This window comes from Paraburkholderia sp. (genome assembly GCF_049581445.1).
GTDB lineage: Bacteria > Pseudomonadota > Gammaproteobacteria > Burkholderiales > Burkholderiaceae > Paraburkholderia.
Window position 1 is genome coordinate 1 of record NZ_JBAURZ010000304.1, and the last position, 4,709, is coordinate 4,709.

The following is a 4,709-nucleotide window of genomic DNA, read 5'->3' on the forward strand; positions in this document are numbered from 1 at the left end:
CTATCAACGGTAGGAGCAAGCCTGACTGCCGCTCCGTTCAACGCAACGAGCGAGGCGTGGCGTCGCCGGCAGCGTCTTGACGGCGCACGCCACGACGTGGGCCACCCAACGCGCGGGTCGCGCCGAACTCCGGCAGGATCCGACTTCGCGCCCGGCTGGCGAATACCAGAAACCCGAAGCCGTCCGCCTCATACCAGTAGCCACCGTTTTCGAGTCCGTCGAGCGGCTGTTCCAGCGCATTGGCAATGGATTCGATACAGCGCCTGCGCAGTTCAGCCGGGGCCGGATAGGGCGGTTGCGCACCACGGACGCTACAAAGAAGCACATCGAGGCCGGGCAGCACGTGCGCGTATAGCACTGGCTCGTCCTGCGCCCGCGCTCGCGCGATCTTGGTGTCGAGCTGGCCGAACGGTTTGAAATGCCGCAGGACGGCCAGGAACGACTCATCGCCGTCCACCTTCGCGCGCCTACGCTTTTTCGGGAAGGACATAAAAATTCGCCTGAAAAAGAATTGCAAGAAACGCAGCGTCCTCATGCGACCACTCCCGGCTTCGCGCCGCCGCACGTCGATCTTTTATAGCATACGAAAATGCCAGATTCACGGTGATTTGACGATCAGTCTGCCTCACACCCATCCGCACGAATCGTGCCGAATCGCCCTGCCGCGCGCTTTCGCATCCCAGCACATGTCTCCACACTTCTGTCTCCATAATAGACGCACGCGCCGCCTAAGGGAGCGCCTCATCACTAAAAAAAAGACATTTTTATGTGCGCCAGCGCAACTAGGGCGGCACATTGAAATATCTCGGGTTCACGTCGATAATGGCCCCGTTCCAGATGCAGCGGCCCGGTGGCCGGGCGGCCGCTCCGCGCGGCGGTCCTCTGTGTTCATCCGGCCGCCACTCAATTGATGCGACCGGACAGACTGCCAGGCGAACATGAAACTTTCCACCAAGGGGCTGCTGCTGATTGCGGTGCCAAGCGTGATAGAGCTTGCGTTGCTGGGTGTCGTCTTCGACACCCAGCAGCAAACGGCCCAGGCCGCACGGTGGGTGGCCAACAGCAAGCACATCCTGTATCTGTCGTCGTCGATCGTCGACCCGTTGCTGCGCGAGGCCGCGCGCGTTCGCACCGGCATGGTCGTGGGCGATCCGATCTTCATTGAGCGCCACATGGCATGGGTCGATCTGGGTGACCGGCTCACGAAGCTCGAACAACTGGTCCAGGACTCGCCGGAGCAGGCGGCGCGCCTGCAGCACATGCGCGCCGCGGTCGACGCTTACCGGGCTGAGGCCGCTTCGATTGCGCAGGCCCTCCACGAGGGGCGCAACATGACCGCGTTTGCCGCGCTCGAAGGCGAGGCGGTGCCGCGTCAGATTGCGCTTTTTCGCAACGAACTCGCGGCGTTCATCGACGAGGAGTCGCACCTCGACGCTTTGCGCGGCGCATCGCTGGCGCAAACGCGCGCGCGTCAGCAATCCGCCCTGATTGCGGCTGTGTTTGGCTCAATGTTGATCTGGGGGGCCTCCGCGCTGGTGTTCGCGCGCAGTATTGGCCGCCGTTTCGAGGTGCTGACGGACAATGCCGAGCGGCTTGGTCTGGGCCGTCCCTTGAGCGCACCGCTCACTGGTAACGACGAAATCGCTGCGCTTGACGCCGTGTTGCACCAGACCGGCGCACGGCTGCGGGCAGCGGAGCAGCAGCAGGCCGTGCTGAAGGCGCGGCTCGAGGCACGCGCGCGGGAACTGGCGGCGGTCAATGACGAACTGCGTCAGGAGACCCAGGACAACGAGATGTTCATCTACAGCGTGTCCCACGATTTGCGCTCGCCGCTCGTCAACCTGCAAGGCTTTTCAAAGGAGCTGCAGGTATCCTTTGATGAGTTGCGAGCCACAATCGATACCGGACAGTTGCCTCAAGCCGAGCGGCAACGCGTAACACGCATCCTCGACGGCGATGTGCGCGAGTGCCTGCATTTTCTGCGCATTGCCGCGACCAGCGCGGCGTCCATCATCGAAGCACTGCTGCGCATTTCGCGGGCTGGGCGCCTTGAATACCAGTGGCAACGCGTGAGCATCGGCCGGGTCGTCGCGCGCGTGGTCGACGCGATGGAGGGGAACATCGAGGCACGCGGGGCGGTGGTCACCGTGCGCGAGTTGCCGCCCGCGTGGGGAGACCCGGGCGCGATCGAGCAGATATTCGGTAATCTGATTGGCAACGCGCTGAATTTCCTCGATCCGAAGCGCATTGGCCGCATCGAGATTGGCGCCTGCGAGGCCGCCCCCGAGCCCGAGGCCGCCGAGGTTGTTCACACGAACGAGCCGCCCGTCGTGCGTACACGAACGTATTACGTGCGCGACAATGGGCTAGGTATTGCGGCGGGATCTATGTCGAAGGTGTTCCGCGCGTTCCAGCGCCTGCATGGCGAGGTGGCCAGGGGCGATGGCATCGGGCTCGCTCTCGTGCGCCGCTCGGTCGAGCGTCATGGCGGCCGGGTCTGGGTAGAATCGTCCGAGGGCGCAGGGTCGACGTTTTTTGTCGTGCTGCCGGAACAGCCGGCGCGGAGCTGACAGGGCGCGCGCGCCCGGCACAATGAACGTCACTACCAGTGACCATGCGCCCGCACATCGCGGGCACGGAGGCGCGATGAAACATGGGGAAACGGTCAGCATCGTACTGATCGAGGACGACGACGGTCATGCGACGCTGGTTGAACGCAATTTGCGCCGCGCCGGTATTTCCAATAGCTTTATGCGTTTTGCAGACGGGCAGGAAGCGCTCGATTATTTTTTTGGTGACCCGCCCAGCGAGAGCCCGGCAGGAAAATATCCGGCGCGGCAGAACCTGACGAATTTTGTCGTGCTACTGGATCTGAAGATGCCACGGGTGGATGGCTTCGAAGTGCTGCGCCGCCTGAAAGAAGCGCCGTCAACCGCTGCCGTGCCGGTGATTGTGCTAACGACCACGGACGACCCGCGCGAAATCGAACGTTGCTATGAACTGGGTTGCAACGTTTACATCACCAAGCCGGTCGAATATGACGCGTTCATCGAGGCAGTACGCCGCCTCGGGTTTTTCCTGCAGGTTGTCAAGCTGCCGCCAGGCCAGCCGCTCGCAACCTCATGAGGTATTGCTCAGGTAAGCGCGCCTCGGTGACCACTTGAAGTCTGAAGCCAGCGAGAGAAGACCTAGCCAACCAAGAGTCAGCATGTCCGAAGACGTTTCCCAGCCACCCGCGGCTTATGTGCTCGTCGTCGACGACGACGAAGGCATCCTGCGGCTCGCGCGCAAATCGCTCGTGCGTGCCGGGTGTCGTGTCGCCCTGTGTTCGAGCGTAGCGAGCGCACGAGAGAGCATTCTCAGCAGTGCTCCCGATCTGCTTGTGCTCGACTATCAACTGGATGGCCCCGAGACCGGTCTCGATTTCTTCCGGCGCCTGCGTGCTGAAGGCGTGCGCATTCCCGCCATCCTCGTGACAGGTTTCACCGACGAGTCGCGGGTCATCGAAGCATTGCGTGCCGGCGTGTCGGACGTGGTGCCGAAATCGGGCGACTACCTCGACTATTTACCGGAGGCCGTTGAACGGGTGTTGTCTCAGGTTCGTCTGCAAAAGGCCTCGGACGAGGCCGTGCTGCTGCGTGACCGGGAGCAGCACTACCGGAATTTGTCGGAGGCGCTGCCGCACCTGGTGCTGACCTGCGGCGCGAATGGCGATTGCGACTTTCTCTCGAAGCAGTGGTTCGAATACACCGGCTTCGACAATACAAGTTCGCTTGGTCTTGCCTGGCTGAACGCGGTCCATCCCGACGATCGCGAAGAGATTCGGCAGACCTGGCTGAGAGCGGTCCGGAACGGCGCAGAGGATTACCGGCATGAACTTCGCATTCGCCGCCACGACGGCGCCTATCGCTGGTTCGATGCCCGCATCGTGCCGATGCGCAATGCGGGCGGTACGGTCAGCAAATGGTTTGGCAGTTGCACGGACATTCATCCGCAGCGTGAAGCGATCGAGGAGCGCGAGCGGCTGCTTGCCTCGGAGCAGGCCGCGCGCCTCGCCGCGGAAGAAGCCAATCGCGCCAAAGACCGTTTCCTCGCGATGCTCTCGCACGAACTGCGCACGCCGCTCACACCTGTGCTGGCCGGCGCGCGAGTGCTCGAACTGATTCAGGAGTTGCCTGAGCAGGCGCGCTCCTGCGTCCTGATGATTCGTCGCAACGTCGAACTCGAGGCGCGTCTCATTGACGATTTGCTCGATCTCACGCGGGTGGCGAACGGCAAGCTGCGTCTGTCGCTCGAAACGGTGGACGTGCACGATGTCATTGATAGTGTCCTCGAACTGTTCCGCAGCGAGATTCAGGTCAAGCAGCAGGATGTCCACGTGGACAAGGCGGCCCGGCATCACTACGTGCTCGCCGATCGCGCACGGTTGCAACAGATGCTGTGGAACCTGATTCGCAACGCGGCCAAGTTCACCCCCGATGGCGGACACATCTACGTGCGCACGCACGACGAGCGCATGCAGGTGCAGATTTCTGTCGAGGATACCGGCATTGGCATTGAGCCGGAACAGATTGGCAAGCTCTTCAACGCCTTTGAGCAAGGCAACCAGAACATGACACGGCAATTTGGTGGCCTCGGACTGGGGCTGGCTATCACGAAGGCGCTCACGGACGTGCATGGCGGCACGGTGACCGCGCGCAGCCCGGGGG

The 4,709-nt window shown here is 62.6% G+C and carries 4 protein-coding genes; 3 read left to right on the forward strand and 1 reads right to left on the reverse strand.

The annotated features are described in order from the left end of the window. Window positions 1-37: 37 nt before the first annotated feature. Window positions 38-535 (reverse strand): hypothetical protein, encoded by a 498-nt coding sequence (locus WCA85_RS25145; protein WP_424067567.1) that lies wholly within the window; start codon window positions 533-535, stop codon window positions 38-40. A 403-nt stretch (window positions 536-938) separates the two neighbouring features. On the opposite strand from WCA85_RS25145, the gene WCA85_RS25150 reads away from it, so the two are divergent. From WCA85_RS25150 to WCA85_RS25160, 3 genes are all read left to right on the forward strand, one after another. Beyond that, window positions 939-2,570, forward strand: a complete 1,632-nt coding sequence (locus WCA85_RS25150) for a sensor histidine kinase (protein WP_424067568.1) — start codon at window positions 939-941, stop codon at window positions 2,568-2,570. 76 nt (window positions 2,571-2,646) lie between these two features. After that, window positions 2,647-3,126, forward strand: coding sequence for a response regulator (locus WCA85_RS25155; protein ID WP_424067569.1), 480 nt, complete (start codon window positions 2,647-2,649; stop codon window positions 3,124-3,126). Between the two features lie 82 nt (window positions 3,127-3,208). Then, window positions 3,209-4,709, forward strand: a 1,501-nt coding sequence (locus tag WCA85_RS25160) for an ATP-binding protein (protein WP_424067570.1), incomplete at its 3' end; no start/stop codon positions are given.

Excerpts from the sequence above, each read along its gene's own strand:
- WCA85_RS25150 (WP_424067568.1), top strand. The coding sequence starts at position 939 with ATGAAACTTTCCACCAAGGGGCTGCTGCTGATTGCGGTGCCAAGCGTG.
- WCA85_RS25145 (WP_424067567.1), bottom strand. The coding sequence starts at position 535 with ATGAGGACGCTGCGTTTCTTGCAATTCTTTTTCAGGCGAATTTTTATG.
- WCA85_RS25155 (WP_424067569.1), top strand. The coding sequence starts at position 2,647 with ATGAAACATGGGGAAACGGTCAGCATCGTACTGATCGAGGACGACGAC.